General features: G+C 41.4%; 31 protein-coding genes. 13 read left to right on the top strand and 18 right to left on the bottom strand.

Going from position 1 to position 22317, the window contains the following annotated elements; all coding sequences use genetic code 11:
* Positions 1 to 59 precede the first annotated feature (59 nt).
* The 9 genes from G563_RS0105575 to G563_RS0105530 all read left to right on the top strand — a co-directional run bounded on the left by G563_RS0105575 (position 60) and on the right by G563_RS0105530 (position 5235).
* Positions 60 to 1277 carry a hypothetical protein gene (locus tag G563_RS0105575; protein WP_028664441.1) on the top strand — a complete coding sequence of 406 codons (1218 nt, stop codon included), beginning with the start codon at positions 60 to 62 and terminating at the stop codon, positions 1275 to 1277.
* Positions 1267 to 2013 (top strand): hypothetical protein, encoded by a 747-nt coding sequence (locus tag G563_RS0105570; RefSeq protein WP_028664440.1) that lies wholly within the window; start codon positions 1267 to 1269, stop codon positions 2011 to 2013. Before G563_RS0105575 ends, G563_RS0105570 begins: the two co-directional genes overlap by 11 nt.
* A 197-nt stretch (positions 2014 to 2210) precedes the next feature.
* Positions 2211 to 2654, top strand: a complete 444-nt coding sequence (locus tag G563_RS0105560) for a hypothetical protein (protein ID WP_028664439.1) — start codon at positions 2211 to 2213, stop codon at positions 2652 to 2654.
* A 1-nt stretch (position 2655) separates the two neighbouring features.
* Complete coding sequence (locus tag G563_RS0105555) at positions 2656 to 3075, top strand: hypothetical protein (RefSeq protein WP_028664438.1); 420 nt, start codon at positions 2656 to 2658, stop codon at positions 3073 to 3075.
* Between the two features lie 56 nt (positions 3076 to 3131).
* Entirely contained in the window at positions 3132 to 3422 is a 291-nt protein-coding gene (locus G563_RS0105550; RefSeq protein WP_028664437.1) for a hypothetical protein, read from the top strand.
* Positions 3419 to 3931 carry a hypothetical protein gene (locus G563_RS0105545; RefSeq protein ID WP_028664436.1) on the top strand — a complete coding sequence of 171 codons (513 nt, stop codon included), beginning with the start codon at positions 3419 to 3421 and terminating at the stop codon, positions 3929 to 3931. The genes G563_RS0105550 and G563_RS0105545 overlap by 4 nt, the downstream gene beginning before the upstream one ends.
* Positions 3928 to 4344, top strand: coding sequence for a hypothetical protein (locus G563_RS0105540; RefSeq protein ID WP_157585100.1), 417 nt, complete (start codon positions 3928 to 3930; stop codon positions 4342 to 4344). The genes G563_RS0105545 and G563_RS0105540 overlap by 4 nt, the downstream gene beginning before the upstream one ends.
* 20 nt (positions 4345 to 4364) lie before the next feature.
* Complete coding sequence (locus G563_RS0105535; protein WP_169579720.1) at positions 4365 to 4826, top strand: hypothetical protein; 462 nt, start codon at positions 4365 to 4367, stop codon at positions 4824 to 4826.
* 31 nt (positions 4827 to 4857) lie between these two features.
* On the top strand, positions 4858 to 5235 hold the full coding sequence (locus tag G563_RS0105530; RefSeq protein ID WP_028664433.1) for a hypothetical protein: 378 nt from the start codon (positions 4858 to 4860) through the stop codon (positions 5233 to 5235).
* Here G563_RS0105530 and G563_RS0105525 read toward each other — a convergent pair.
* Positions 5230 to 5580 carry a hypothetical protein gene (locus G563_RS0105525; RefSeq protein ID WP_028664432.1) on the bottom strand — a complete coding sequence of 117 codons (351 nt, stop codon included), beginning with the start codon at positions 5578 to 5580 and terminating at the stop codon, positions 5230 to 5232. The genes G563_RS0105530 and G563_RS0105525 overlap by 6 nt on opposite strands.
* A gap of 115 nt (positions 5581 to 5695) precedes the next feature.
* On the opposite strand from G563_RS0105525, the gene G563_RS0105520 reads away from it, so the two are divergent.
* The 3 genes from G563_RS0105520 to G563_RS0105510 are packed head-to-tail and all read left to right on the top strand — an operon-like array spanning position 5696 to position 6729.
* Complete coding sequence (locus tag G563_RS0105520) at positions 5696 to 5926, top strand: hypothetical protein (RefSeq protein ID WP_028664431.1); 231 nt, start codon at positions 5696 to 5698, stop codon at positions 5924 to 5926.
* Position 5927: 1 nt separating this feature from the next.
* On the top strand, positions 5928 to 6224 hold the full coding sequence (locus G563_RS0105515; RefSeq protein WP_028664430.1) for a hypothetical protein: 297 nt from the start codon (positions 5928 to 5930) through the stop codon (positions 6222 to 6224).
* A complete protein-coding gene (locus G563_RS0105510; protein WP_028664429.1) occupies positions 6205 to 6729 on the top strand; it encodes a hypothetical protein in 525 nt (174 codons plus the stop codon). The genes G563_RS0105515 and G563_RS0105510 overlap by 20 nt, the downstream gene beginning before the upstream one ends.
* A gap of 1114 nt (positions 6730 to 7843) precedes the next feature.
* Here G563_RS0105510 and G563_RS0105500 read toward each other — a convergent pair.
* Genes G563_RS0105500 through G563_RS36755 form a run of 3 tightly spaced genes read right to left on the bottom strand, consistent with a single transcriptional unit; the run spans position 7844 to position 9710 of the window.
* A complete protein-coding gene (locus tag G563_RS0105500; protein WP_028664428.1) occupies positions 7844 to 8290 on the bottom strand; it encodes a hypothetical protein in 447 nt (148 codons plus the stop codon).
* Between the two features lie 32 nt (positions 8291 to 8322).
* The gene (locus G563_RS39180) at positions 8323 to 8685 is read right to left on the bottom strand and encodes a DUF1353 domain-containing protein (RefSeq protein WP_051210779.1); all 363 of its coding nucleotides are present in this window, start codon (positions 8683 to 8685) and stop codon (positions 8323 to 8325) included.
* Complete coding sequence (locus G563_RS36755; RefSeq protein ID WP_169579719.1) at positions 8682 to 9710, bottom strand: hypothetical protein; 1029 nt, start codon at positions 9708 to 9710, stop codon at positions 8682 to 8684. Before G563_RS36755 ends, G563_RS39180 begins: the two co-directional genes overlap by 4 nt.
* 351 nt (positions 9711 to 10061) lie before the next feature.
* On the opposite strand from G563_RS36755, the gene G563_RS38400 reads away from it, so the two are divergent.
* Positions 10062 to 10310, top strand: a complete 249-nt coding sequence (locus G563_RS38400; RefSeq protein WP_169579718.1) for a hypothetical protein — start codon at positions 10062 to 10064, stop codon at positions 10308 to 10310.
* A 52-nt stretch (positions 10311 to 10362) separates the two neighbouring features.
* Here G563_RS38400 and G563_RS33780 read toward each other — a convergent pair whose 3' ends face one another.
* The 14 genes from G563_RS33780 to G563_RS0105420 form a co-directional block, all read right to left on the bottom strand.
* A complete protein-coding gene (locus tag G563_RS33780) occupies positions 10363 to 10896 on the bottom strand; it encodes a DUF5675 family protein (RefSeq protein WP_157585096.1) in 534 nt (177 codons plus the stop codon).
* Between the two features lie 10 nt (positions 10897 to 10906).
* Positions 10907 to 11329: a hypothetical protein gene (locus tag G563_RS0105480; RefSeq protein ID WP_157585094.1), complete on the bottom strand. Its 423-nt coding sequence runs from the start codon at positions 11327 to 11329 to the stop codon at positions 10907 to 10909.
* 38 nt (positions 11330 to 11367) lie between these two features.
* Positions 11368 to 11670 carry a hypothetical protein gene (locus G563_RS38395; protein WP_169579717.1) on the bottom strand — a complete coding sequence of 101 codons (303 nt, stop codon included), beginning with the start codon at positions 11668 to 11670 and terminating at the stop codon, positions 11368 to 11370.
* Positions 11624 to 11896, bottom strand: a complete 273-nt coding sequence (locus G563_RS0105470; protein ID WP_028664424.1) for a hypothetical protein — start codon at positions 11894 to 11896, stop codon at positions 11624 to 11626. Before G563_RS0105470 ends, G563_RS38395 begins: the two co-directional genes overlap by 47 nt.
* A gap of 14 nt (positions 11897 to 11910) precedes the next feature.
* Positions 11911 to 14253, bottom strand: a complete 2343-nt coding sequence (locus G563_RS0105465; RefSeq protein ID WP_157585092.1) for a hypothetical protein — start codon at positions 14251 to 14253, stop codon at positions 11911 to 11913.
* 66 nt (positions 14254 to 14319) lie between these two features.
* Positions 14320 to 15291 (bottom strand): hypothetical protein, encoded by a 972-nt coding sequence (locus G563_RS0105460; RefSeq protein WP_157585090.1) that lies wholly within the window; start codon positions 15289 to 15291, stop codon positions 14320 to 14322.
* A 202-nt stretch (positions 15292 to 15493) separates the two neighbouring features.
* Positions 15494 to 16354, bottom strand: a complete 861-nt coding sequence (locus tag G563_RS0105455) for a hypothetical protein (protein ID WP_028664421.1) — start codon at positions 16352 to 16354, stop codon at positions 15494 to 15496.
* Between the two features lie 34 nt (positions 16355 to 16388).
* Positions 16389 to 16763 (bottom strand): hypothetical protein, encoded by a 375-nt coding sequence (locus G563_RS0105450; RefSeq protein ID WP_028664420.1) that lies wholly within the window; start codon positions 16761 to 16763, stop codon positions 16389 to 16391.
* 101 nt (positions 16764 to 16864) lie between these two features.
* Positions 16865 to 18784, bottom strand: a complete 1920-nt coding sequence (locus tag G563_RS0105445) for a hypothetical protein (RefSeq protein ID WP_028664419.1) — start codon at positions 18782 to 18784, stop codon at positions 16865 to 16867.
* 75 nt (positions 18785 to 18859) lie between these two features.
* Positions 18860 to 19819 (bottom strand): hypothetical protein, encoded by a 960-nt coding sequence (locus tag G563_RS0105440; protein WP_028664418.1) that lies wholly within the window; start codon positions 19817 to 19819, stop codon positions 18860 to 18862.
* Between the two features lie 24 nt (positions 19820 to 19843).
* Positions 19844 to 20080, bottom strand: coding sequence for a hypothetical protein (locus G563_RS0105435; RefSeq protein ID WP_028664417.1), 237 nt, complete (start codon positions 20078 to 20080; stop codon positions 19844 to 19846).
* A gap of 13 nt (positions 20081 to 20093) precedes the next feature.
* On the bottom strand, positions 20094 to 21104 hold the full coding sequence (locus G563_RS0105430) for a hypothetical protein (RefSeq protein ID WP_028664416.1): 1011 nt from the start codon (positions 21102 to 21104) through the stop codon (positions 20094 to 20096).
* Positions 21104 to 21535: a hypothetical protein gene (locus G563_RS0105425; protein ID WP_028664415.1), complete on the bottom strand. Its 432-nt coding sequence runs from the start codon at positions 21533 to 21535 to the stop codon at positions 21104 to 21106. Before G563_RS0105425 ends, G563_RS0105430 begins: the two co-directional genes overlap by 1 nt.
* Positions 21536 to 21554: 19 nt before the next feature.
* Positions 21555 to 22127: a phage tail-like protein gene (locus G563_RS0105420; protein WP_157585088.1), complete on the bottom strand. Its 573-nt coding sequence runs from the start codon at positions 22125 to 22127 to the stop codon at positions 21555 to 21557.
* Positions 22128 to 22317 lie beyond the last annotated feature (190 nt).

Here is a 22317-nt window from a genome sequence, read left to right as displayed (position 1 = left end):
TAAGCAACTCAATACTACCAGTCAAGCGAACAGAGCCTAAGAGAATTACAGTCTTTGCTATGAATATCCTTCCAACCGAAATAATGAATTTACACCATCAGCGAGCAGAGGGGGTTATGACCTCTTTAACCTCATACATATCAGGCGTAGCCCTAAAAGATGGCGAATTCAAAGAGACAACTGAACAGCTTATGGATAGATTTCGTCTGTCCAGACGAACAATTCAAGAGCATATAAAAAAAATGGTAGAAATAGGGTACTGGGAAAGGCACATAGATAGATTAAACAACAGGTCAATTACCGTTTCGGAAAAATATAAAATAATACTATACTTAGAGTGTCAACAAATATTATCCTTCCTCACAAAAGACAAAGACATCTCTGATTACATTTCTGGGGCGCATTTGAACAGCAAGGGGGGCGCATTTGAACAGCAAGGGGGGGCGCATTTGAACAGCAAAGGGGGCGCATTTGAACAGCAAGGGGGGGCGCATTTGAACAGCAAAGGGGGCGCATTTGAACAGCAAAAACATGAAAACACCATAAAAATCAACAACTTACAAAGCGAGCAACTTTATCAAGATTTGCAACAAAATAAAGAGAGAGAGAATAATATTAATTCTAGTAATAATATATTAATTAATAATACTCTCTCAAACGCGCACGTACACACGCGTGAAAAAGATCCGGGTGTTACGGTAAATAAAGTCGAATGGATTAATGCCGACTCTCTAAATATGCGATTGTCGCAAGATGATAAATCGCTCTTTATGGTTGAACATAACGGTCAGGATTTTCCAAGCCGCGAAGCATTAAAAGCCTATTTAAGCTCTTGGAAAAAGTTGAGAGCTAAAAACAAACCCAACACCAATAAGCCACTTGACCAACGAAAAGAACAGTTTCATTTACTGATCACTCAGTATCAGCAAGCCAATCCGTGCGAATACCCTGAACTTCATTACAAAGAATTTGTTGAATACTGGTCATGTCCGCTCATAAACGAGGCCAAGGGTCAGCAACTCACCGATAAAACCCTTATGAGGTTTGAGACGGAAAAAACATTTGACATAGGCCGCCGCTTGGCCTTTTCCTACAAAAATATTTACCTAAAAAACCATCCCCATGGAAGTGACAAATCAAAACCTAGTACCTTTAAATCCAGAGGAAAAGAATACGCATTCGTTGACCTTGAAGCAGCAATTGCTGCTAAAGCTGCAAAACGAGGGTACACCAGTGAGACAGGCGTCGTTGACGCGTCTTACGAAGATGTGGAATAAGATTGTATTTTTAATTGGTATGCGAGCGGATATAGATAGAGATGAGGAGTCTAGGGAACTGCATTCAGACAATCTAATTTCATTAACATCTTTTTTGCAAAAAGCATTTCCTAGGGTTACTGTAGAAGAAATTGAACAAGCCTACGAAATGGCCGTCAAAGGCGAATTACCAAACCCAAGCTACCCCTCCAATGGCGAGTCCGCTTTTATCAAAGCTTTTCCATTGTTAAATCCCCTACAAGTTTCTCAGATAATCGGCGCCTATCTTAAGTATCGACACGTAAACATGGCAAAGGCTTATAGAGAGCAGAAATTACTCTCTTTGCCAGAGGTTCCAGTACCCACGCCCGAACAACACAACAAAAATCTTATTGATTTGCTTCGTAAGGCATTTTCTACGATAGAGGCAGGGGAAATGTACAATGACTGGGGAAATGTTTTATACGACGCTTTGGATGCCAAAAAGCTTATCCATTTCTCTGTTGAAGAAAAACATGAATTCATTGCTCAAGCAAGACAGGAAGAGATTCTGGAGGCAAACAGAAAAATCAACGAAGTTAGGCATACAATCTTTTTTAAGGCGGCAAGTAAGGTGCTGGAGGGTTTAGAGTCTGAGACAGGTATTCGCCCAACTTGGATTCCAAAAGCAAAGAATTTTGCGCTCAATCGGCTTATTCATGAGCAGATACTTGCCGGGATAGATGCTAATAGCCTTTGGAGTCAAAATAATGATTAATTTTTTTGCAAATGATAGTATCAGGTATTAATATTGCATCACATTATTCCAACACAAAACAAGTATTTGCACATGAAGCCAACTTTAAAAACAAAAACACCGCCCTACATAAAGCAAAGCGGTGTAAAATCAATAAGTCAAACATCAAAACAGCAAGTGTTTTGAAGTTGATGCAAAACTAATAAATCTTTTCAACTATGGGATATTACCGGGTAGAACTGAAAAAGCGAATCGAAGAAAAAAGAGCATTAGCCGTCAAGATTGTCGAGTTTATGCGGAGTAAAATGAAGCACGTAAACCTGTCTGCTTTAGGGCGAGAACTCGATATTACCAATATTCAACCGATTGTAAATACCGGAACTAGAAAACTCCCCTATAAAGAAGCTGATCGTGTAGCCATTTACTTGGCGAAGCACTATGGATTTCCTTATGAACCACAAGCGGCTGACACTCTAAGTTTTCAGATTGAATTTTCGAGCAAGAGTCAAAGTGTGAAAATCGTAGGCATAGGCTTTGAGTACATTAGGAATGGGCAACGTACATCCCTGCGCTCTACCTCTGGCAGAGAATTTTCTGATATTGAGCGCCAGACGAAAATCGCTAAATTGGCCCTGATTGATAAATACATAACCCAGCTTTAATATGTCACCACTGCTTGAGCTTCAGCACTTAAAAACATCAAAAATCGACAAAGATACATTTCGTTTCTGGTTTAGCTTCAAAAGGCGTCCTATAGGAGCATTTGTCTTGTACCTCTCCTTGTATGACACACAAGAAGATACCGAAACCTCTTTTCGTTGTGAGGTAAAAAAGTTATCAAAAGAACAGTATGAGTCTTTTTCAAAAACAGGAGAAACTTTTGGTAGTTTTAGTATAGATACCGGCATATTGCCTCATGAGAGTTATAAAACATTTAAGTATTCGTATCTCTTAAACCCCCTACTCAAAAAACGATCTTTGCCTCAAAATGGCACCTTGAATAGCGAAATTGAGGACTTGACAGATCCGGCACTTCTTGTAAAGTACTTGTCTATGATTCAAAGCTCAGATTTTAAGGGGTAGCTCCCTTTTTTTACATTACAAATGATAGTTTCAGAAACTAACAAACATTTAAAACCATGAATCTTGATCTTATCAAAGTAAACGACAAACAAAACCCTATCCCAGTCTTAAAGTTTGGGAGTAGCAATATTATGATTGGCTCTATTGTAGAGGACAACGATGATTCGGGGATCGGAAACACTCTTTTGCTTTCGGTAAAAACCGATAGTACACCCCCTGCCACCCCTGCCGGACTTTGTGTGGAAAAACTAGAGGCTTTGCATCTAGTGGCTTTGTATTTCCCTGACGCACAAAGTGTACAACCTTTGATCAATTTACTCCAAAAATTCCAAAAACAATTATCATGAAGCCGATTAGATTTCAAGAAGTAAACAAGGTGTATGCTGAAAATCAGCCCGAGTATACCCCATTGCCCGTATTTGCAAAAGACAATCAAGAGGGTGAGGTAGTTAGCTGTTGGAAGTTGTCTATACTAGAGCGCATTAGGTTACTTATAACAGGCAAATTATGGGTATCACTATACACCTTTCATCAACCATTAACCCCTAGCTATTTTACTACTATCAAGTCTGAACTTATATCGTGTGGTGTATGGTATATTCATCGCAATGTGCGTATAGAGGCAAGGGGTAGAAAAACCAAAACCATGTACATTATGAAGTACAGGGTTAAATTTCTAGGGCGCATGATTTGGACAAGGGTTGCCGATGTATGTACAAATCCAGACGAAAGAGGGCTTGTTTTGACCGTTGGCACGGTAGAGGCTCTTTTGGACAGTCGTCGCGAAGCCTCAAGACAAAGACGCGACTATATTGGTTTATTGCGCAATAGCAATACATACCCTACATGGCCATGAGGAGAAAGAGTACTGATCCTATGCAGTTGAGTTTATTTTCTCAAGAACTAACGAGAAAAACTCCTGAGATTTGGTTTAACTGGCGACCGCGTGTTGGGGGTTTGGTAAGCTGCTCTTTTCAGCGTGGATTAGACCTTATATCTGAACAGTATCGATGTTATAATGGAGGTCAATATGGATTAATTCTGTCAATGGATGATACCTATGCGGTAGTTCATTTCCCTGCTCATCCAGAAATGCGATGGATTAGAGACGAGTGGTTTAAGATGGAGATTTACGACACCTCATTTTCCGAACCTGCTAGATGGGGCTTCAATGAACAAGATTACCGCAAAAATAGGGTATTTAAGCCAGTTCCCACAAAAGGATGTGGTATAGAATACTACTGGGAGGGTCAAAAATACATTTACTAACACTTCAAATTAACCTATTTATGGAAGTAGTTTCGTTTGTTAAGGTTTCAATTGGAGTCCAAAAATACGGGAGAAGAGAATCCTTAGTTTCTGTTTGGTCATTTGATATGCCTAGAAATCAATACAATTATCCTCAAACCGCCAGACGTATCAACTGGATAGCGGCTCGTTTTCAATATTTCAATCCAACCAAAAGTGTATGTACGCACTATTGTTTTTATGATAAAAAAACGGGAATTGATTTAAGTTACAAATCTGCATTTGTAAAGCTTAGTAGCGCCAAAGGGCAAGTTACCAAAATTAAAAACGCTATCGAGTCCGCTAAAGCAGCCTTTATGCCGACCTTGTTTGTAAAGCAACTGGAAGATACTGACGAATACAAAAGAGCTATCGAAAAGCTTAATACTGCCCAAGCAGAGGTTTTTCGATATAAGGCACTTGTTGACGAGGAGCTACAAAAACTAAACCGTCTAATAAATTAGAGATACCAGAAATTAAACAAACCGCAGCCCTATGCAAACCTTAGAAAGATACCTAGAAAAACAGGCTCGTTCTTACTACAAAGAATATATACTAAAGCCAATTATTGCCAAAAACCAAGCTAGTAACCAACGACTTTACGGGCTATTAGATAGCATCAAAGGAGAGGAGTTTACAAAAGATGTAAAAGGTTTTTGTGAATTAATTGGAAGCAAGTATTCGGCAATTAGAATAGCTCGAACTCCAAAAGGGATTCAGTTATCAGACAAAAGATTCAAAACGATTCCGTTTCTATACGTTGATGTAGCACCACATTCGGAAAATGGATTTGGTCACATTTATATCAAAGTTAAAGAGAAGCGATTTTTAAAAATCCCTTTCACTAGCCTTCAATTGGGCTTGAAATCATAAAGTTTCCTTGTTTCCGTAAAAGAGTTCAGTATAATGCTCTAAATCTATGTTTGGTTTAGAGGAATCAAAATAATGGTTTCCCCATAAAATTATATACCCATTTATAGGGTACACTATCCGAATATCTGGAGATTGTGGGGTTTCTATTTTCTTTAAGAACTCAGCCCGCAAACGACAAAGGAGGCCAGCGAAATATTCAGGTTCGGCGTCCGGAATGGTGTCTGAAGGTATTACAATATCAAGATATAAGACATCTTTCGCGCCCTCTGTTTTAAAGTGAAATGTAAGGATGTCGGAGCCCGCTACATGGCTTTTTCTAAGCATCTTTAAAAATGTACCTTTCATAGGTGTAGTAAATTTTTGGTTAATAAATATTAATAATTCAAAGGTAATACAGGGTTAAAATCAAATTGAAATCTAATGAAAAAATACAGTTTTTTCGACCTATTGATGTCTCACTATGGCAAAGCTTTCCGATTACAATAAAAAGGTAACTCTCGACGATAAAATCGAAGAGTTAGAGTATGAAGTTAAAATGAGAGAAAAGGTTTTTCCTGAGTGGGGTTCTGGCCTCGCTCCAAAGAAAAAGCCAGAGACTCTCTCAAAACGTCTCGCTGTCATGAAAGCGATTTTAGAGGATTACAAAAGAACGAGGAATTTAAAAGGCGAACAATCAACATTGAATTTTTAAAATGGACATAATACTAACATACAAAGAACTATTCGTATTGATGAGGGAATTGATGTCTGATGAGGATTTAGAGCAACCCGTTAGACTCTGTGACCCAGAAAGAGAAATTAAACCTCTCTTTGTTTACAGACTAAACCAAGACCTTGGGCACAGTGATGATGACAATGGAGAATATGGTCTTTACGAAAAATCAGACAAATCGGAGGATGATACCAGTGAGTTTGTTGTCATTTATCCAAAAGGCACAATTTTTTTGACAACAGAACCCCCGAATAACAATGATAAGAAGACCATTTAGCGCACGCTTTCCAGCTACACATCGACGCAAAGGAGAGCTTACATTTTTTCCAGAAAAAATCTGGGCGCACCTCATACTTAATCGTGGACATACAGACCTAAAGGAAAATGTCTATCACTGGCTTATACCATACTGGAAAACCCTTACATCAGAAGAAAGAGATTTGTCAGAAGAGAAGTTATGTGAATTTGTGAATAACAAAACCCCTAAAATCCATACAATTCGTGAGGGAGACGGTTATCGTAAAGGTATGAAGTTTGCTCCATACGTCTGGTCGGGACGCCCATACAACTCTCTTCAGATAGTTTTTGCCCCTGAATTAACTGTTGAAAAAACAACACCTATTGTGGTTGATAAATTTGCCGTAAGAATCATTACTGCTGACACAGGAACCTTAAGCGGCTCGCAAACACTGGAGCTTGTGAAAAACGACGGAATTGACAATCTAAAGGATTTTCAATCTTGGTTTACAAAGGGACTTGCTGGCAATATTGTATACTTTTAATCAAATTTTAGCTGCTGTTTTGATATTTACCCGCCCGCTATTGATTCATTAATAGTGGGCGGTGGCTTTTTGTTAAGACTATGAAAAGTTTCTGTTGGACTAGGTTGCTACTAGTACAAAAACCGTCAAAATTTAACCTATAACAAGGATGAAAAATTAGAAAAGAAGAAATATGCAAAATTTATTTTACCTAATAATGGTAAATATTTTTAAAAAATATTTGGAAAGTCAGAAAATCTTCTACACAAAATAAAAATTTACTAATAGGGTTAACTTATTATGAATGAGTTTATTCTGATATTTAAGTGTCTCAGAAAAGTGATACAAATACCAAACTCATAAAAATTTCAAAAAAACAGTTCAATCATAAAAACAGTCTTGCGTACTTTTTTTTTCTTGTTTGTTAGGCATAGAACAAGTAAATTTGTTACGTCTTCAAAGGTGAAGACAAAAAAAACCGTCTAACGAGTTACCAGCTCGCTAAACGGTATAGTTTCAAAACATAGCTCGAACTATGTCTGAAAGTAAAATGTGTACCTCGTACGATGACTACGACGAAGAGAATTTCGTCAAAGTTATCACGCCATGGGTAACCCGAAAAGGCCGTAGGTTTTACCATCCGAAAGGAGGATTCTACGTTTTTCTCGTTCCCCGAGGTAAGTGGAAGTCAAAGCAATAGCTTTTGACTTGCCAAAGTAACTTTGTAAGGCCGGGGCTACCTCTCCGAAAGGTGCCTCGGTTCTTTTCCTTTACCCTACTTCAAAGATAATATACAAACATTTCAATTCCAAATCATGCGAATTTGGGTAGGGGTCTCTCTTCGCGTCTCATTCTTCTGAAAAACACCCCAAAAATCCCTTGTGACAAACGAGTTAGGTTAAAACCTTTGAATAGCGCTTACAACAACCAAAGTCAAAAATAGAAGACAATAGAGGCCAAAGTTTTGATTTTGTGTGTGTGTTTTCAAAAGCCTCCAAAATTTTTTCGAAAAATTTCCAAAAAATTTCCAAAAAAATTTAGTCAAACGTTTTATTGACAACTTTTACAAAAAAACCAGTCAGTATCTACCGACTGGTTTTAAGAAACCCTAACTAATTATACAAAAGGCAAAAACTTATCCACCAAAGACCCACGCCATGATTGACGAGGTGACGGTACCCACCTGCTTGACAACTACCTTCCAATAGGGTGAATTAATATCCTCTCCCTTTTTATTGATAAAATAGGTAACGGTACCCGCGTGGGTAGTAGGTATGGCCACGCTGTCAGTTTTTACAAAGGTTTTACCGTTATTACTTTTCATTAAATAGATATAGGAGCCTGAGCTATATGTGCCCGTATTTTTCGTCACATCGACCTGAACGCTGGCAGCGGAGGGTTTATTGAAGAATGTAGCAGAGGCAAAGCTCCCGGTTGCGCCATTTGACAGTTTTAGGGTGTCTAACGGTGGGGTAGTGGCAGTTTTTAGGAGCTGGGATTTTCCAAGTGTTTGGCTGCAAGTTGGCTTTGTGATACAAGTCGATACGACTAAAATAGCCCCCATTAAAAGAATCTTTTTCATGGCTGTTTTGAGATTAAAAGTGAAAAAATAAATTAAAATCTATGTTTACGCCAAGCCTTTTCTCCAAACCAGCGTACTGCTGTGTACATTAGCACACATTGCCAGATTGGAACGTCTGCGCGTATTAAGTCGACTAAGAATAGTTTATCAACCTCAATCCTGCTCATTGTTTTCGACTTCTCGTACAGAAAGTCATGAGGAATTGAGGGGTTCGTGGCGCGTCCGTATGGTGGAATGAAAGCCCAAAAAATGCGCGGTATGCTTGCAAAATCGGTAGTTTGGCCTTTTGGAATGATTGTCTGAATTGAGGGTACAAAACAATCCTCTGTCACCTCGAAGAGATCATATCCAACCCCCTCCACCTTTTTGAATCTAATGTCTGGATAGGTCGTCATGGCCAAGTTGACAATGCACTTCTTACCCACGTATTCGTGGCAGTGCATACATATATATAATTAGCTGTTACTCTTATTTCCCCTGCCGTACCTGTGTCGCTTGCGCTTGCGGGTGCAGTGTTGAGTGCAGAAAGATTGTAGGATGCCGCAAGGGTCTTGCCTGTCTTGTCTACAGAAAATTTACTTGTAAAAACACCGCCACCATTGGCCGCCGAAAACTCCCCTAGATTAATCAGGTTCTGCACCCCCGACCCAGTGGCTTGATAGTAGGCACCTCCGTAAATTAAGTTAGAAGCTGCTGTACCTGTTGTGTTGAAGTTAGCAGTTAGCAGGATGTTGCTATCATTTCCACTGCTACTAGTGAAAGTATAATTGCCTACAGCAACTTGCCTAGTTATGCCAATACTTCTAAATCTATTACCTGAACCTATGTTATATAGGTCTGAGTATTGACTATTTAAGTTGCCGTTCGTCACAATATTACCCGAGCTGACTATAAAGGGCTGATTAGAACCGTCAAACCCAAAACCATTGGAATTGACGGTTGTTCTAATTGTTGTTGCACCTGTTGGTATATAGATAGCACTAGAAAAAGTAGCATCGCCCTGAATCCTTGCAGTCCCGTTGACATCGAACTTAAACCCAGCATTCGTACTACTTCCAACCGAAAAATTTCCGTCAGAATGAATGCGAGCTGCTTCACTAGCAACCACACCTGTTTGAAAAACAAGATTTGTATTTCCATACAAAATCCCCCCATTTCCAATACCAAGCATAAGTTGCCCAGTATTAGTTCCAGTGTTAAATACAGTTAGAGAAGGAGATATTTCTACACGTGAAGACAATAAACTTACACGATTAGCACCTCCAGACTGTAAGTTAAGGGTTCCTACCTGATTGTTTATTGTGGTTGCAAAAACATTCCCCCAGTGCTGCCCAGAACTAACCCCGCCCAAACTAAGCCCACCAACATTAGGAAGCAGCGCACCATTGAGCGTTGTTGTGCCGCCCAAGAAACTTGTCAATCCAACATCCACAGTTAGGCCAGTATAGGCGCTTGAGGTGATTGGCCCCACAAAAGCCTTTCCAGATGCGTACAGGTTACTTGAGTAGACGCCAAGAAATCTGTTTGCGCTACTACCCAAATTGCTTGTATTCGCAGTCGTCGGCACAAAGTCACCAGAGAGCGAAGAACTGCCAGTGAGTGGCACATAAGAACCGCCACCGCCGCCTGAGCCAAGAGTTGCGTCTTGGTCAGGCAGGGTGTAAGTTCGGTTAGCGGTTAGTCCAGATGCATCAAAAGTTGCATTGTATCCGCTTGCGTTGGACTTGGCAAGAATAACCTTTAGGCTCTTAACAATTGCCCTGATTGCCTTTTGAAGGCCAAACGATGTAGTAGCAATCCTTACACTATCCTTCGTGAAAGTGTTGACGTGATTGAAAACAAAGACCGCTCCAGACTGAGTAGTAAGCTCCACATTAGAGGTTCCAATCCTGCGAATACTCAGTATCGCACGGGCATCAATGTCATGCACAGCATTGGTGTCCGCAATCGACACAATTGTGACACAATTACAATCAGGGTTCGCAAAAATCTTTCGACTTGTGACAGTCTGAGCAAGTAAGTTAAGTGTTGTAGACAGCGCAAAAAACGCCAATAACAATATTTTTTTCATCTTAAGCAGCTTCAATGTTGATGTATTGCTCTCCTTTCGCAACGAGAGGGAATACTTTTTCGTAGAACTCTATGTAGTAGGATTGTGAAAACAAAACGCCTTCGCGACCTTTAACAACGCCTAGGCCGCGTCCGATAATGATGCAGCCATCCGAATCCAAATCAGTGTTACCCCAGTGAATGAGGATAAACTCAAATTGAGGCACGTTGAGTACCCAAATGAGTTGATGCTCTTTCCAGTCGTCATACTTTTTGTGTAGCTCCCGAAACCCTTTTTCGTTATATTTTTTGTTATACTTAGGGTTAGGGATAAGCTTTTGTGCTTTTTCGCTCCATAGAAAGTACTTAGAAAACTTAGGGCTATATCTGTGACCAAGCTTGTAACGTCCGTACCAGATTGCGGTTTCGCCTTTCAGCTTTTTTTCGCGTATTTCATCCTCAACTGCGAATCCGTCCAATACCCCATCTATGAATACACGCGAAATCGTCCAATCGGATTTCGGGTTGTATCTCTGTATTGTAATTAAGTCCGACATGGTAGTAGGGTTATTTTTCGTTTCGTAGTCCTAGTTTCTTGCGCAAGTACTTCCAGAGCATTGCAGGAAGTTCTTTCTCTGCGTTTCGAGAGAAACCGTAAGCGACCTTTGCCGCCGATAAGCTAAAAAACGCAACTAAAAGGTAGATAATCGATGCGCTGGAGGAGTCTAAGGGTATATTGTATTTTTCGCAAATCCATTTTCCAAAGAATACGGATAGCGAAGGGCCAATAAGAGACATTTTGAATGCGGCTTTGTTATTGACTTCCTCGTCAAAATACATGAACCAGAAGAAAATAAAGCCACCAAGCAAACCGGCAAACCAGTTGTAAAAAGTACTACCAATCGACAAATTAAAATTGAAGATTGTAAAGGTGAGCAACAGTTCAGTTGTCCAAATTGCGAGTGATTTAATCATTGTCGTGGTATTCATAGGGTTAACGAGTGTAGTGTAAAGTGTGTAGCACGTCGTTAAAAAAGTCTCGATAGAGTTGCGCCAACTGATGCGCCAAGTACACCCCAAAGGATGGGTTTCCAAAAGAGCCGACGATTCATGCGCCTAATCCTCTTCTGTACTTCCGAAAGACTCCAAACATCCATATCAAGAGCTTTCATTATCGTTTCCTTATGGATTGAGGTTAATTTGCGCTCATCCTTTAGGGTTTGTCGGACTGTCGCAAGCTCCTCTTTCAAGTCAGGATAATCGTTGAGGATTTTCAAGACCGAATCAATCTCGCTTTGCGTCCCCTCTAGCGACGCGTAGCTTGAATCCATGCTTTTTGTTGACTGAATCGATGACTTTTGAGCGCACACTATCGTTAGCGAAAGGAATAGCAGTACTATTGTTTGCAGCGCGGCGAGCCTGAATATCTTCAAGTTTCTTTTCATTTTGTTGGATGCTTTTTTGGGTTTTCTCCTCTTCACTTAGCTTGCAGCTTTTCAGAGCAAGGCCAATACTGAGCGCGGTAAGCATAAGCAGCGATGCGCTTAACAGGTACATAATTCTTTGTGCTTTCACAGTACAATAGCTAGTAAGTTGTTGCCTGTAACCTGTTTGGTGATTTTCTGTCCGTTCACCGTGGCCGTAAAATACCCCTGCTCAAAAGCATCCGCAAAAGGGTCTTGGTAGAGTAGTACGCGTTTGCCGGTTTTAGGGTTTTTCCAAACCTGAATCCACGGCTGATTGTACTTATAAGAACGCGCAAACTCTCCTGTATCTGCGCGGAAAACAGGGTTGTAAATCGCAACTGAGCGCGTAAACGAATCAAAAGAAATATCAAAATCGCGCACCTGCGTGCCGTCGCAAACATCCTGAATGCCCTCCTTTGCAAACCACTCGTGCGCCTGAATCATAGCCGAGACGCTAAGGGCATCTTTGCCGATGTAGCCCTTATTGCTTTGGGGGCAGGGCGGATTATTGGAGCCGCTGTATTCGGTGACGTAGAACCCTCCCGCGTTTTGGGAGTGACACGAGAGTTGACCGTTTATTTTCGACCAATAAAGTAGGTCGTAAGGGTCGTAACTTTCGCCAAAAATCCAGTACTGAGTGTACTGATGTTTAGGATTACAGAGATAGGTCAGAATCGCGTCACGCACAAGATTGTGCGGATATTGCACCCTGTTATCAACCTGCTTGATATGCCCTTCTCCTAGCTTCATACGCGTCATTGGGGTGCGCTTTGCATCGCTAGGCTTATCCTCGAACGGCCAAATGAACAACAACAACTTTTCGTCCTTAGGTGTTATGAGTGTTTGTACATTTAGCACGTCGAGCGCGCGTAAGTACCACAACTGAGGTGCAACCCATTGACTACCTTTGCTTGCGTCGCCACCAATCACTGTAGAACTATAGCCAAATCCGACTTGAGTGAGTACAGGTGTAGCAATGTCAATTCCCTGAATTTCGCTAGGGTTTTCGTGCAAGGCAATGTATGTGTCAAGCTGCTCATTGCCCCACGAATCGTTTGCTGGACCATCCAACTCAAATTGTTTACCTCGAAAGGCAAACCGATTTCCTTTTCCAATCCACGAATAGAAATACTTTCCACTTCGGTCATAGACCTTTTGCGAAAGCTTTTTCATCACTTCGCGGAAGTTTGGCGCGTTGAAATTCCAACGCCATTCGTCAGCCGCAGGGTTGTGAGGCTCGAAATCCACTGCGAAATACTTGCTCGTACTCATGTTTGCAAGCATATCCGCCGCTCTGTCAAGCTCAGAGTCACTTAAATCGGTAATCCCCTTGCCAAGTGCCGAGGTAAGGTTTTGTACCTCGTTTGCGTAGAGGAGCTGGTATTTGTCCGCACCCTGCGCCCAGGAGATTTGCTTCAATCTGTCTGCGCTTTCGGCAGGTATTGATTCACTGCCGTATTGTTTTGAATTAAGCTTGAACCCTGTGCCTGTGGACAAATTAAGTCCATTTCTTAAAGGGTCTGCATTCCAAAGCGGCAATGTGTAAGGTGTTCGCGGTGCGTTCAATCCTTCGACATAAAAAGTACACTCATACGACGCCGCATACTTGAGGTTACGCTGTCCATTGTACTGAGTCGAAGTGCGCCACGCATCTGTGTTTACGTTTTCAACCTCAGTGACGAATTTTACTAGGTGAATCCAAGTGTTTGCTTCAATTGGGTAGTTTTTAAGTTCAGACGCATTTAAGCGGTTAACCGAGCCATTGATACTGTAGTAGGCCCGATGATGCGCTTTTCCTTCATCTGAGAGATAAATTTTACCGTCCGAACTACGCGACGCAACCAAGTTGATTGCATCTAGTTTTTCACCTGTGTCGTCATAGTTGAAATAGACGACTTTGGCTTTTTGGAATGCGCCTACGTGTACACCTTCGTTATTGACGGTGATATTGCTATCGTTGATTTGCGGAGGGTCTGACCCAATGCGAAACGTTGTAAGAGCGCGACCCTTGCACTTTGGCGAGGTTATCTCAAGCTCATACTCACCTTCTTCGTAACTACTTAGGTCAATTTCAAAAGTGCCAGATTGGGGGATAAATTCGCGCCGTACGGAAAAAGACAGCCCAAACAAGGGGTTTGTCTCTTTTTTCTTCACCGCCCAGCGCAAAGGGTTGACGTTGCAGGCATCAAATGACACCTCGTAAGTACTACCCCCTTTGTGTCGAACCGAAGTGGCAAAATCCGCTTGACCGCATCCGCAATCAACCAGAGGTGAAGTTAAATCAACAATAGGCTTGCTCCCTGCATCTGTTTCGGTACCAATGGTTAGCTTGTACTCTCCACTTGGAAGCACAAACTTCTTTCCATTGCCTTCGATAGTTACCTGAGCAAATACAAAAGAATGAAGCAGTAGCATTGAGCTACATAATAAAAAAAGTATCTTTTTCATGGCTATTGAATAAGGTAAAAAGAAGACAATGCAACAGTAGTTGCATTGTCGGATTGTTTTGAAACCCTAGGCGATGAGCTTGGCTCTCCAAGTGCCAGTCACGTTTTGCCAGCCGCCGTAGTTGGCGAGGTATCCCGCTGGCCGCAAGAATACCCCTCCATGTATGGAAGGAGTTACGTCTAACGTAGGCCAAGCTGTATCGTTTTCGCGTGCACGCAAGTCCATGTCAAGATTAAAGGTTGGGGCGCTGTACTGTCCCAAGTTTATGGCCATTTTTCCATAACTAGTATTCGCCATTCGCTTTTGCTTAATCATGTAGGCGTGCTCCAAAATCGTCTGGAAGCATGACGCGTTTGCCTCTTGGATAATCACCTCGCCAGTACCCAACTGTGCCTCTATCTCTGGATCGTAAAAGAAGTCAGCCGCAATTGTGTTAAGCATTGCTTGTTGATTTAATCCCAAGTTGTTGACCGCTACAATGTTTCTTTTGTCGAGGTAGCCAGCCATGGTGTCGCCTCCAATAATAATAAGGCGTCCACTGTAGTTATGACGACGCTTGATTGCGTTTATGAAGTCCCAGAAATCGGTACGCATCATTCCCTCTGCGTTATAGAGCAAAATATCTGGAGACAGCGCATCCCCTGTAACAAAATTGTGGCCTACGTGTGCAATCAAAGAGGCGACAATCTGCTGATTTATTGGAGTTAGGATACTCTCAATAGTTGTCAGTATTTCGTCTCCAATAATGGCAAGGGCTGGAAAGTTGGCCAAATCAAAATTTACATTTCCCGCATTAACGGATTTTAGGTAAGCCTCTGTTTCTGCTGTAAGCTTAATCATATCATAGGTTGTAAAATTCTTTGTATACTCCCTATGAATGCCAAATCCAGTTGTTACGGAAACTTTGTCCGTGGTAGCCTCTCCATTTACTACACCTCTCGCTGTTCGAATAGCGCCGCCAGCAACCTGACGTTTGGGGTTATAATCTAGTGTTATAGCAGCTTCGGGGTTTCCGCTTCCATCTTGACGAATGGACATGCGCTTCTCTGACTCTGCCACCACTGGCGACGTTGCATTAATAAGAGCCTGTTTTTGTGGTGCTCTCTGCGATTGCATGGCTCCCAAAGAAGGGAACCGACGCCCACAATCTTGAAGTAACATTATTGCTACTTTCGCGATTAGGGCGTTGGTCATTTGAACTTTCATGGCTGTTATAAAAGGTTAAAATTGAAAGGCTTTTTTATTCAGAATCCATATCAAGATTCCTTGTTCGTGCCGATGCGTTTGAGTCCTTAGTGGCATCGTCAGTCTGTCCTGTTATTACTATTCTACCGGCAGAAGCTGGGTTAGACACTGGAGCCTTGTACTCGAAATGCTCAATGGTTAAGTCTGCCAAATCTGCAATGGTAACTACCTTTCCATCTAGCATTATAGGCTGGTCTGGAGAGTCTGCTCGCATGATTTTGCCCGTCTCATAGTCGATAACTCCCTTTACCTTTGATTTGCCAATTCCAGTAGTAGCAACTAGCTCACTGGCGTCGTTAAAGAAGTTTTCTTCAAAGTGTCTGGCGTTAGCGGCGTCTCCGATTTTTTTTGCGGCTGCGATTGAGAGCTTGGTTTTAAATGCCCCCTGCATTGCCTTCGTCGCTTTTTGACTGACCGTCTCGTAATCTTCTTTTTTGACATATTTGGTATCCACATCACTTTTAAGGGTTTCGTACTCGCTTTTAAGTGAATCGTAATTGGCGTCTCCGGTAGGTGTTTCCCGCTCAGCAAATACCTTTAACATGTAATTGTATTTTTTGTGAGAGGTGTCAAGTTTATTGTACTCTGCCTTTTCCTCGGCCTTTAATTTGGACTCGAAAGCTTTAAGTATCGTGTCGATAGGATTTAAGGCTTCGGCCTTTGCTTTGCTTGTTACCTTTTTAAAAAGGTCATCGTTTCCTAGGGCTTCGTCTGAGGTGTATACTGCTTTTATGGCGGCATCGGCTTTGATATCATCTATCTCGTCGCCATCAAGATTGTTGAGAATATCGTCAAGTTCAGTTTGGTCAAGACCACTTTTAAGACCCAGTTTTTTGAGAAAATCTCTCCGTTTCATTAGAAAAATAAGTTAAGATACTATCGGTAAAAAATTATTGAGGCGGGTTTTGATCCGATTTCTCTGTGTCGGGAATTTCGTCTGCAATCACCGCAAAAGGAATATAGTCGAGGGTTTTCTTTTTACCTCCCGGCGAACGTGGGTCATCTTCGATTTTTATATCAGGATGACCTAAAGCTTTTACTGGAATCACCTTCGTGTCTCCGTCGGAATCCCGCTCCATTAACTCATAGCTACCCTTGGTCATAGTGGTTAGTCTAGCCTCTTCCACCACAACCGGTTTGTTGTTTTTAAGCTCATAACGAGGGCCTACCTGTACTACGATTTGATCATAGTCAAACAGCTCTTCATAGGTCTTGGGGGACTCTAGTGTCTTAAGCTGTTTTTCGTCTTTGTTTTTCGATGCCATCTTGAAAAGATTTTGTACAAAAATATAATGTCTGAAACTATCAATGCAAACATATTGACTTGTATACAAATTTCCTAATTTCAGACGGTTTGATTTTCATTTCAGACGGTTTGATTTTCGTCTTGAAGATTTGCGGCTGGTTTGATGTTTACAGAGTTGACATTTAATACATTACCGGCGTGTAGTTCAGAGAACATTAATTCAAACTCTTTTCTAATAATTTCATTGCGCCCCTTTACATCCAACTTATAAAATCCATCGCTTTTGCTTGTACATATTACTATTAGCGAATCGAAAAATACACTAAAAAGCAGCTCTTTAATGGCGCTAGTTCGCTCTGGACTATCCTTCATTACAGAGTATGTCAAGCCAATCGCCATGTTTTTTTGGTCGAGCGATAGCGACCTAAATGGGTCTAACATCACCTTAGTCTCGTATCTCTTAAAAATGTCCGAATTTTCGCCTACATTGTATTGAATAAGTTTTCGCTCAAGCGCTTCCACAATAGCAGGGTCAAAGTTGTTGCTTTTGGCATCCTTAAGCTCTTCTCTGGTAAGTTCTGCATTTTCCAAATTCAAACGTATTGGGACAATTATACTAGGAACCTGACTTTCGTTTGATCTTTTAATTACTCCGTAGCGCATATTTTCAATCGTCTCATACTGTTGACTCATCACATCAAGCAGGTGAGCCCCTTGTGTGTTCACCTCTCTATACCCTTCTTCTCTATCGTATCTTTTTGAGGTTCCAGAGGCGTCGGTATTTGTATTGATTACGTATTGCATATTCAATGTAGTCAACACCTCTTTCTTTAAGTTGTCGTAGTCTTTTGAGAGCTGTATATAAGGCTCAATACTTCGCGGAATAAATCCGCCCGGGACTCCAGATGCTGGACTTTTGCCATCTCCCGCCTCTACCGAAGAGTCGATTAGCCATATATCCAAACCAGATCCGGAAGGCATAAGGCCACTACCTTTGCATTTTGGGCACTCTTTTTCTCCAACTATTTTTCCTGCCTTGTTTCTTTCGATGATTGTTCCATTGTGACACCCTTCTTGGTTGCATTTTTTGTTTACATATCTGTACTCTTGCGAAGAGAGGTGTTGGTTTTTTTCTATCTCCTTATCATTCCAAGTTTGCTGTCCGCCTTTAATAAATGGTATCGAGTCGGATAAAATTGATTCGCAATACGTTTCGCCATAATCGTTCTCTTTTGCAACAATTTTGCCGATTTTTTGGGCAGGCATTTTTTTGCAATAATGGTATGGAGGCTGAAAGATGTTTACAGTTTCCCCATTGTCTAGTACTTGTGTGTACATCCCGTCAATCTCCCATTCTATTTGCATTTGACCAGTTGAGATATTTGTTTTGGCCACTTGACGAGCAACGCTGTAACTTTCGTGGTCAAGAAAAATCATTACGACCCCTTCCTGTTCTCTGCCATATTGGTCTATGAATTTATTTTTAAAGGGCGCTACAAGAGCCGCAAATTCCCCTTTTCTATGCATCAACACGTTTTCGCACGGAAAGAGTATAGGTACAGGCTCAACGAACTCGTATTTGCTTGTCGGTTGTTTTTTGGGAATGCACACAAGCACCGCATTGGGATCTCTCACATATTGAGGAATCACCTTCTTGAAAAAGAAGGTTTCAAAATCCCCCTCTGCTGTTAGTGCCTTATTTTCTGTATAAGACTTTAGTGACTCCTCAGGCTTTATTCCTTTGGGAATTTCAGCTGGAAATGTTATACTATAATCATCTGCCTGTCTGATATAGTCCAAAACCTCGCTAATTCGACGAGGCATTGAACGAAAAGGGTTTGTGTATATCTTCTTTCTATGAGTCTTATGCGTTTTCTTTTCGCCCGGACGGTTTATGTCCATATATGAAGGATACTTATCTCCGAACACTTCCTTTAAAAGCTCTTTAAGATCGATTGACTCTTGGTAGTACTGATGAATGTGTTTTGACTCTGGCTTTCCAGTTGTCAGGTATGGGGCTATTTTTTGATAAGTAAGCATTGTTGTAATTATTAAAAAACCCCTGCCCGTTTTCGGGAGGGGCTTTGTGAAAAAGAAAGAAGGGTAAAGAAGCGATTAAGAAGCTTTGATACGAAACTCCCAAGAACCCCAAATACCGTTTGGAGTTTCAGCTACAACGATAAAATCAAAAATGCCAGCAGTTAATGCAGACGCTAAAGTAATAATGCCAGTGGTGGAGCCAATGGTTACATATTGTGATACATCATTTGTGCCGGCATCATTTATGTTCAACTGCTTAATACTGTATTGAATACAGGTAGCTGTTTCATTTACGGCTCTGGGGAGTGTGCACGCTGTTGCGGAGGCGGTACGAGAAAATACACTCAATCCGCCAGACTCACAGGGTTGAGCGGTCAAATTGACAAGACTTCCTACGGCTGCCCAAGTAAATTTGAGCCTAGATGCTGCTAGTTTTGAGAGTACAATCCCGAATTTTATTGGGATTTCTCCAGCAGAACTAGTATTGATAGCGAAATCACCGGCAGAAATAGGCTGATTAGCATCCCCTTGAATAGCATAAGACATGTCCGTAAATACAGGCTGGTGCTCTCTAGCTTTTAGCCATTGGAAGCCATTGTTTGTAAATAGTATTACATCCATTTCGCCGGATTTATAGGCTAAAGCATTAAAATGCTCGACGTTTTTGTAGTAATCGCGCACTTTAATCATAAACCGCTCTGTTACCTCTCCAGATTCTTCTGCCACCGCTTGAGTTCCCATTAGCTCTGGTAATTTAATGCGGTTAGCCTTGTCTTTTGAGCCAGATATTGAGGGATTAAAAAAACAGAACGCACCGCCCTTGAAAGCCAAGTCTACCAATACGTCTGGCAGATTTTTTTCTGTAATAGTTACCTCTGTATTAGCACCCATGGTATATGAGGCCCCTATACCACCCAAGGCACCAGAGTTGAAGTAGGCCATTGCAATGTATGCGCCTTTGGTTCGAGGGCTTCTGTCACCAACTCTGGCGCCGGGTAAAACCCTGTTTTGTGATTCAATGAAATCGACGAGCATGACTGTGTGTATTAGTTTGAAAGTTTAAACTACGGAGTAATGTAATGTATAACTATCTGGAATAAGTGCTTTAGTATTCCAGATAGTAATTTCGTCTGAAATGGGGATTTCTGTTGGTTCGGAATTATCCAATGAAACCTTTAAAGTTTTTCCAATCGCATCTTTGGTATCAAAAATGAATTGTCTTGAATTTTGATCAATTAGCTTGACCGTTTCTGTTTTTTTTGTTTTTGAGATTTTAACCTCTTCTTTATTTTCCATGACTATATAGGTTTTACATGTAAAAAGTAGTATAAATTGCCGTAGAGGGCTGTCCTACTAGACGCACCCTTAAAACGCCTTCTCCGTTAGGTACCCCGTACAGCCAAGTGTACTGAAAGATAAGTCCATGGGCGGGATTACCTCCGTTATTGTTTGTTTTAACCCATGGAGGGTTAATCATGGTAGGCAGATTTGTGTAGGATGTTACTCCATCAACACTAACCTCTGTATCGCCAGTTGCCACAATCTGCGGCCAAAGAAAATTGCCTAAGCCTCCATTTGAGGACGGATTGTATCTTTCTGTTGTCCATCCAACTGACACAATATCCTCGTTCACACCTGAAGGGTCTGGGGCATCGGCTGGCATAACTACATCAAATTCTAACTCTGTACTTATGTTGGTGTCTTCCGAGTCAATCACCTCTACTTTTTTGCTTCCATTGGCCATATAGGTTTTTGAAGGTATATTACCCATTACTCCTTCATCAAATCTATACATAACACCACCTGACGGACTTCCACTTACATTTTTAACAGTGGCTACAACTTGCGGAGCACCACCAACGCCATACGAGCAATCTAATACCAGTTGAAATATTATTTTAGGGTCTTCAATCTGGTTTAGAGTGTTTTGTCTTTCGTGCAATACCCTATTTAATATGTTAGGGATGTATAGGGATGGTATTGGGGGGTTTCCCTCTGTCAGCCAATCTTGATACGATTGCCCATTGACCGTTGTTGGGTTTTGCCATCCAGTCAGTTCTGTGTCGCTAAGCTGAACAGTTGTTGCGGGCCCTGATTTTTCGCCAAAACCTCCAACAAACGCCTGAATAACTTCAAGGTACTCCAGAGGTCTGTTTGTTTCAATTGTAACAACTCCGTCTGTGATAATATCGCTACCTAAAAACTCGTAAAAACTATACAAAAGCACAGTGGTTCCGTTTGGTTGTTGAGTCGAAACCTTTACTTGTGTACTTCCATTTACAGCTCCATCTGTGATATATGCCAAATCCTCGTATGCCATTAAGGGTATAGTGCGTTAAGGTGAGTTTGCGAAGTTATAGTGTCTAACACATACCCCTGTGCAGTTGCAAAGGTCTTAGCAGCAAAAAATATGTTCTGCTTGTTACGGGAGAAAAGCAAAGGTAATAGCGATGCTGGCAGGTAGTCGTTTTGCGTCTCCGCTACAATAAGTTGCATGGTATCCTCTGGATTTTTTCGGTAGAACTCGAAGTAGCAAAATGCCGCCGAGGTGTCCCCCAATGTATAATTGAGCACCTTGGCGCTTATACCAACCACGTTGTAACCGTTCGGTATTCGTGGGGAGGAAAAGTACTTGGGCTTGCAAAGAAAAATAAGATTGCCACCATTAGTAGATTGTGGTACCGTTGTCGGTTTTTGAATTGCTGCCACCACTCCCAGCGCAAGCAATAAAATTGAAACTAGAGTTTTCATGTGTATTAAGTCGGAGAAATTACATTGCAGAATCGGTGACTTGCCGCCAAGAAGAACCATTATAATAACACACTTTGTTGAGGGTTGTATTGTAAACCATCAATCCGGCGGCGGGACTGGAAATTGCATTAACCTGCGTCGTTGTTAGGCGTGGAAGTAAAAAGCCTTTTGTGGTCGTAGTGACCTGAAACTCAGCCGATGCGTGCACATCCGCATCTGCCCCAATATTTACACCGTTATTCGTCGCATGGAACCATACCTTGGATAGACTATTGTTTTGCATCACAATCCTACCGCCCGTACCAGAATCAAAATTTCTAATTATAAGGTCATTTACGTATCTTGAGATACCCTTTGAGCCATCGAAAATAACATCTTCGCCGTTGACTCTTATCACTGTGTTTCCGTTTAACCTAGAGGTTCCATCAACCTGAAGTTGCTCTCCAGAGTCAACAGATTTATTGACAAGCAAACGCGTCGCGAAGCGCGAATAGCCCTGATTGTAGTACACAGAGAACTTCTCTGCACCATCGGCGTTGCTGTAAATTGAAAATCGAGACGTAGAGGTATTACTTCCGTATATACCGAGCAAAAAGCTTGAAGTTGACGGCCAGTACCATAAAAGCTTAGGGTTTGTTCCCGATATTGTATCATAAGATGATGACTGGGATTGGATGTTATCCAGTATGTCGTGAAATATCTCCCTTGACTTTGCGGCCGTTATCTGCTTTGCGTTATTGGTTGCGTAGTAGGTGTTTACCTTGGTTCGTATCTGTGTGATT

This window comes from Runella zeae DSM 19591, assembly GCF_000423565.1.
In the GTDB taxonomy this organism is placed as follows: Bacteria; Bacteroidota; Bacteroidia; order Cytophagales; family Spirosomataceae; genus Runella; species Runella zeae.
This window is presented reverse-complemented; position numbering and strand designations above follow the sequence as displayed.

What these genes read in the sequence shown, in the direction of transcription:
- G563_RS0105575 (WP_028664441.1), top strand. Translation starts at nt 60, where the DNA reads ATGAATATCCTTCCAACCGAAATAATGAATTTACACCATCAGCGAGCA.
- G563_RS0105570 (WP_028664440.1), top strand. Translation starts at nt 1,267, where the DNA reads ATGTGGAATAAGATTGTATTTTTAATTGGTATGCGAGCGGATATAGAT.
- G563_RS0105560 (WP_028664439.1), top strand. Translation starts at nt 2,211, where the DNA reads ATGGGATATTACCGGGTAGAACTGAAAAAGCGAATCGAAGAAAAAAGA.
- G563_RS0105555 (WP_028664438.1), top strand. Translation starts at nt 2,656, where the DNA reads ATGTCACCACTGCTTGAGCTTCAGCACTTAAAAACATCAAAAATCGAC.
- G563_RS0105550 (WP_028664437.1), top strand. Translation starts at nt 3,132, where the DNA reads ATGAATCTTGATCTTATCAAAGTAAACGACAAACAAAACCCTATCCCA.
- G563_RS0105545 (WP_028664436.1), top strand. Translation starts at nt 3,419, where the DNA reads ATGAAGCCGATTAGATTTCAAGAAGTAAACAAGGTGTATGCTGAAAAT.
- G563_RS0105540 (WP_157585100.1), top strand. Translation starts at nt 3,928, where the DNA reads ATGAGGAGAAAGAGTACTGATCCTATGCAGTTGAGTTTATTTTCTCAA.
- G563_RS0105535 (WP_169579720.1), top strand. Translation starts at nt 4,365, where the DNA reads ATGGAAGTAGTTTCGTTTGTTAAGGTTTCAATTGGAGTCCAAAAATAC.
- G563_RS0105530 (WP_028664433.1), top strand. Translation starts at nt 4,858, where the DNA reads ATGCAAACCTTAGAAAGATACCTAGAAAAACAGGCTCGTTCTTACTAC.
- G563_RS0105525 (WP_028664432.1), bottom strand. Translation starts at nt 5,580, where the DNA reads ATGAAAGGTACATTTTTAAAGATGCTTAGAAAAAGCCATGTAGCGGGC.
- G563_RS0105520 (WP_028664431.1), top strand. Translation starts at nt 5,696, where the DNA reads ATGGCAAAGCTTTCCGATTACAATAAAAAGGTAACTCTCGACGATAAA.
- G563_RS0105515 (WP_028664430.1), top strand. Translation starts at nt 5,928, where the DNA reads ATGGACATAATACTAACATACAAAGAACTATTCGTATTGATGAGGGAA.
- G563_RS0105510 (WP_028664429.1), top strand. Translation starts at nt 6,205, where the DNA reads ATGATAAGAAGACCATTTAGCGCACGCTTTCCAGCTACACATCGACGC.
- G563_RS0105500 (WP_028664428.1), bottom strand. Translation starts at nt 8,290, where the DNA reads ATGAAAAAGATTCTTTTAATGGGGGCTATTTTAGTCGTATCGACTTGT.
- G563_RS39180 (WP_051210779.1), bottom strand. Translation starts at nt 8,685, where the DNA reads ATGACGACCTATCCAGACATTAGATTCAAAAAGGTGGAGGGGGTTGGA.
- G563_RS33780 (WP_157585096.1), bottom strand. Translation starts at nt 10,896, where the DNA reads ATGTCGGACTTAATTACAATACAGAGATACAACCCGAAATCCGATTGG.
- G563_RS0105480 (WP_157585094.1), bottom strand. Translation starts at nt 11,329, where the DNA reads ATGAATACCACGACAATGATTAAATCACTCGCAATTTGGACAACTGAA.
- G563_RS38395 (WP_169579717.1), bottom strand. Translation starts at nt 11,670, where the DNA reads ATGGATTCAAGCTACGCGTCGCTAGAGGGGACGCAAAGCGAGATTGAT.
- G563_RS0105470 (WP_028664424.1), bottom strand. Translation starts at nt 11,896, where the DNA reads ATGTACCTGTTAAGCGCATCGCTGCTTATGCTTACCGCGCTCAGTATT.
- G563_RS0105465 (WP_157585092.1), bottom strand. Translation starts at nt 14,253, where the DNA reads ATGAAAAAGATACTTTTTTTATTATGTAGCTCAATGCTACTGCTTCAT.
- G563_RS0105460 (WP_157585090.1), bottom strand. Translation starts at nt 15,291, where the DNA reads ATGTCCATTCGTCAAGATGGAAGCGGAAACCCCGAAGCTGCTATAACA.
- G563_RS0105455 (WP_028664421.1), bottom strand. Translation starts at nt 16,354, where the DNA reads ATGAAACGGAGAGATTTTCTCAAAAAACTGGGTCTTAAAAGTGGTCTT.
- G563_RS0105450 (WP_028664420.1), bottom strand. Translation starts at nt 16,763, where the DNA reads ATGGCATCGAAAAACAAAGACGAAAAACAGCTTAAGACACTAGAGTCC.
- G563_RS0105445 (WP_028664419.1), bottom strand. Translation starts at nt 18,784, where the DNA reads ATGCTTACTTATCAAAAAATAGCCCCATACCTGACAACTGGAAAGCCA.
- G563_RS0105440 (WP_028664418.1), bottom strand. Translation starts at nt 19,819, where the DNA reads ATGCTCGTCGATTTCATTGAATCACAAAACAGGGTTTTACCCGGCGCC.
- G563_RS0105435 (WP_028664417.1), bottom strand. Translation starts at nt 20,080, where the DNA reads ATGGAAAATAAAGAAGAGGTTAAAATCTCAAAAACAAAAAAAACAGAA.
- G563_RS0105430 (WP_028664416.1), bottom strand. Translation starts at nt 21,104, where the DNA reads ATGGCATACGAGGATTTGGCATATATCACAGATGGAGCTGTAAATGGA.
- G563_RS0105425 (WP_028664415.1), bottom strand. Translation starts at nt 21,535, where the DNA reads ATGAAAACTCTAGTTTCAATTTTATTGCTTGCGCTGGGAGTGGTGGCA.